This is a genomic window from Streptomyces sp. SID11385 (genome assembly GCF_010548245.1).
GTDB lineage: Bacteria > Actinomycetota > Actinomycetes > Streptomycetales > Streptomycetaceae > Streptomyces.
Genome location: NZ_JAAGLR010000226.1, coordinates 1 through 2,998, shown reverse-complemented (window position 1 = coordinate 2,998; position 2,998 = coordinate 1). Strand labels below are relative to the sequence as shown.

General features: G+C 74.7%; 2 protein-coding genes, 1 pseudogene and 1 riboswitch. Of the genes and pseudogenes, 1 reads left to right on the top strand and 2 read right to left on the bottom strand.

What is annotated here, in order from left to right:
• Positions 1 to 1,239 (bottom strand): annotated as a pseudogene (locus tag G3I42_RS06995) (5-methyltetrahydropteroyltriglutamate--homocysteine S-methyltransferase); the annotation flags it as partial.
• 167 nt (positions 1,240 to 1,406) lie between these two features.
• A riboswitch (cobalamin riboswitch) is annotated at positions 1,407 to 1,556 on the bottom strand.
• Between the two features lie 101 nt (positions 1,557 to 1,657).
• Complete coding sequence (locus G3I42_RS06990) at positions 1,658 to 2,200, bottom strand: helix-turn-helix domain-containing protein (protein ID WP_164283394.1); 543 nt, start codon at positions 2,198 to 2,200, stop codon at positions 1,658 to 1,660.
• A 148-nt stretch (positions 2,201 to 2,348) separates the two neighbouring features.
• Between G3I42_RS06990 and G3I42_RS06985 the strand changes: the two genes are divergently transcribed.
• On the top strand, positions 2,349 to 2,998 hold a 650-nt coding region (locus tag G3I42_RS06985), incomplete at its 3' end, for an MFS transporter (RefSeq protein WP_164283392.1).

Genomic DNA, 2,998 nt, shown 5'->3' with positions numbered 1-2,998 from the left:
CGCCGCCGTACGCGCGCGGACCGCCGGGTCGTGGGTGAGCGGGGAGGCCGCGCGCGCGGCGAGCACGGCGCGGTGGGCGGCGAGTTCGGCGGCGACCGCGCCCGTGCCGTGGCTCAGGGCCTTGGCGAGCGTCGCGACCTCGGCGGTCTTCTGCCGGGCGAAGGCGAGCCAGCGCACGACCTGCGGGTCGATGTCCCTCTCGCGGGCGGCGTCGAGGGGCACGTGGAGCAGCGAGCAGGACGCGGCGACGTCGACGCGGTCCGCGAGACCGAGCAGCGTGCCGAGCGTCGCGAGCGCCTTCTCCAGGTCGCCGGTCCAGATGTTGCGCCCGTCGACGACCCCGGCGACGAGCCGCTTGCCGGGCAGGCCCCCGGCGGCGGCGAGCGCGTCGAGATTCGCCCGGGCCGCTCCGGTGAAGTCGAGCGCGAGCCCGTCCACCGGGGCCTTCGCGAGGACGGGCAGCGCCTCGCCGAGCCGGTCGAAGTAGCTCGCGACGAGCAGCTTCGGGCGGTCCGCGCGCCCTCCGAGGCAGGCGTAGGCCCGTTCGGCGGCGGCGAGTTCGGCGGGGGTGCGGTCCTGCACGAGTGCGGGCTCGTCGAGCTGGACCCACTCCGCGCCGGCCGCGCGCAGGTCGGCGAGGACTTCCTCGTACACGGGGAGGAGCCGGTCGAGCAGGCTCAGCGGCGCGAAACCGTCCGCGACACCGGGCGCGGGCTTGGCGAGCAGGAGGTAGGTGACCGGGCCGACGAGGACGGGCCGCGCGCGCAGGCCGAGCGCGAGCGCTTCGCGCAGCTCGCCGACCTGCTTCGCCGAGTCGGCGGCGAACTCCGTGTCCGGGCCCAGCTCGGGGACCAGGTAGTGGTAGTTCGTGTCGAACCACTTCGTCATCTCCAGCGGCGCGACGTCCTGGGTGCCGCGTGCCATGGCGAAGTAGCCGTCGAGCGCGTCGGCCGCGACGGCGGCGCGGTGGCGCGCGGGGACCGCGCCGACCATGACGCTCGTGTCGAGCACGTGGTCGTAGAGGGAGAAGCCGCCGGTGGGGACTTCGTCGGCGCCGTCGGAGGCGAGCTGCCGCCAGGCGGCGGCGCGCAGTTCGCGCGCCGTCTCGTCGAGGCGCGCGGCGTCCACGCGGCCCTTCCAGTACCCCTCGATCGCCTTCTTCAGCTCCCTGTCGGGGCCCTGGCGGGGGTAGCCGTGCACGGTGGCCCGTGCTGCCGCGGCTGCGGACTTCGGTGTCACGGAGATCTCCTTCGCGAGATGAATCCCTGAGATCCCGGGTGTCCACGGGGTGCGAAGGAACGACAAAGGGGGCGGGACCTGGAGCGTCCGCCCTCTGTGCACGCCGACCCGCCCACGAGGTCACCGGGATGTCCGGGCGCGCTTCGGCGCGCGTCCGGGTGGCCGGCAGGTCTTCGGACTCGCGGGCACGCCCTCCTGACGGAGGACACCTACTGGCCGTCGCTTCCCAGACCCGTACCCGGGCCCAGTGCGTATGACGGCGGTCGTTCCCGCTCACCGCTGCGGGGCAGTCCCGGATTCCCACCGGGTTCCCTCTTGCGACGCTCCCGCCTGGCGGACGGGGCGAACCAGCTACTGCGGGCAGTGTAGGGGGTAAGGGGAGCGGGCGGCGGGGGTGTTCGGGGAGTGGACTGCCGGCTCAGCTTTTCGCGGTGATCCCCGTGGTGTCGACGGGGGCGAGGATGCGGCGGCGGCGCAGCAGGACGCGGCTCACCGGGTCGGCCGGGTCGGGGTCGAGCCCGGGCCCGGGGAGCATGTCGACCTCGCCGGGTGCGGGGAGTGTGCCGCAGCGCGGGCACACGCCCTCGACGGCGAGCGGCGTGTCGCACGCCGCGTGCCGGAACTCGCGCAGCGGCCGGGTGTCGCCGAGTTCGCCGCGGCCCCACACCCCGAGCCCGTACAGGACGAGCCACAGGCTCTCGCCGCGCGGCGTCAGGACGTACTCCTCGCGCGGCGGGGACTCCTGGTAGCGCCGCTTGGCGAGAACGCCGTGCTCGGTGAGCGACTGGAGGCGGGCCGCGAGGACGGCGCGCGGGGCGCCGAGGTGGGTGAGGAAGTCGTTGTAGCGCCGCACCCCGTAGAAGGCGTCGCGGACGACCAGGATCGTCCACCGCTCGCCGATGATCTCCAGCGCGCGGGCGACGGAGCACTCCTGTCGCGCGTAGTCCTTGCCGAGAGCCATGCGAGGAGCGTACCCGCTTATCGGTTCGGTGAACGAACTCGCCGTGCTATGTTCGGTCCGCTCAAGGTTCAGTGAACGAACTTGCAGGGGTGCGGGGCGTGTTGGGCCCGCTTTCGTGCGCCCGGAGACTACTGGGGAGGACGACGCCATGGGGCGTGGTACGGACGGCATGACGAGGACGGGGCCCGCGGTACGGGAACGGGACCGGCCCCCCGCGCGGCCCGGGCCCGTGACGGGGCGCGGGGTCCTCGTCCTGACGGTCCTCGCGACCGTCCTCGCGATGATGAACTACACGGGTCCCCTCGTGACGGTCCCGGCCACCGTCGCGGACCTCGGGACGGGCATCTCGGCACAGTCGTGGCTGCTCAACGGCACCCCGCTGGGTCTCGCGGCCGTCCTGCTCGTGGCGGGCTCGCTCGCCGACGACCTGGGCCGCCGGCGCATGTTCACGGGGGGCGTCGTCGCGCTCGGCGTGACGACGGGACTCGGGGCGCTCGCGCCCTCCACGGCGCTGTTCACCGTGGCGCGCATCGCACAGGGCGCGGCGAGCGCGGCGATCCTCACGAGCAGCCTCGGCCTCATCGCCCACGCCTTTCCCGGCGGCGCGGCGCGGATCAGGGCCACGGGCGTGTGGGGCGCCGGCGTGAGCGCGGGGATCGCGGTGGGGCCACTGCTCTTCGGCGCGTTCGGGCCGCTCGCGGGGGCCTCGTGGGCCGCGGGGCTGCGCGGCGCCGAGTGGCGGGCGGGGTACGTGGTCCTCGCGCTCCTGCTCCTGCTGCTCGCCACGCTCCTGCCGGG

Coding starts and splice junctions, on each gene's coding strand:
- G3I42_RS06990 (WP_164283394.1), bottom strand. CDS start 2,200: ATGGCTCTCGGCAAGGACTACGCGCGACAGGAGTGCTCCGTCGCCCGC.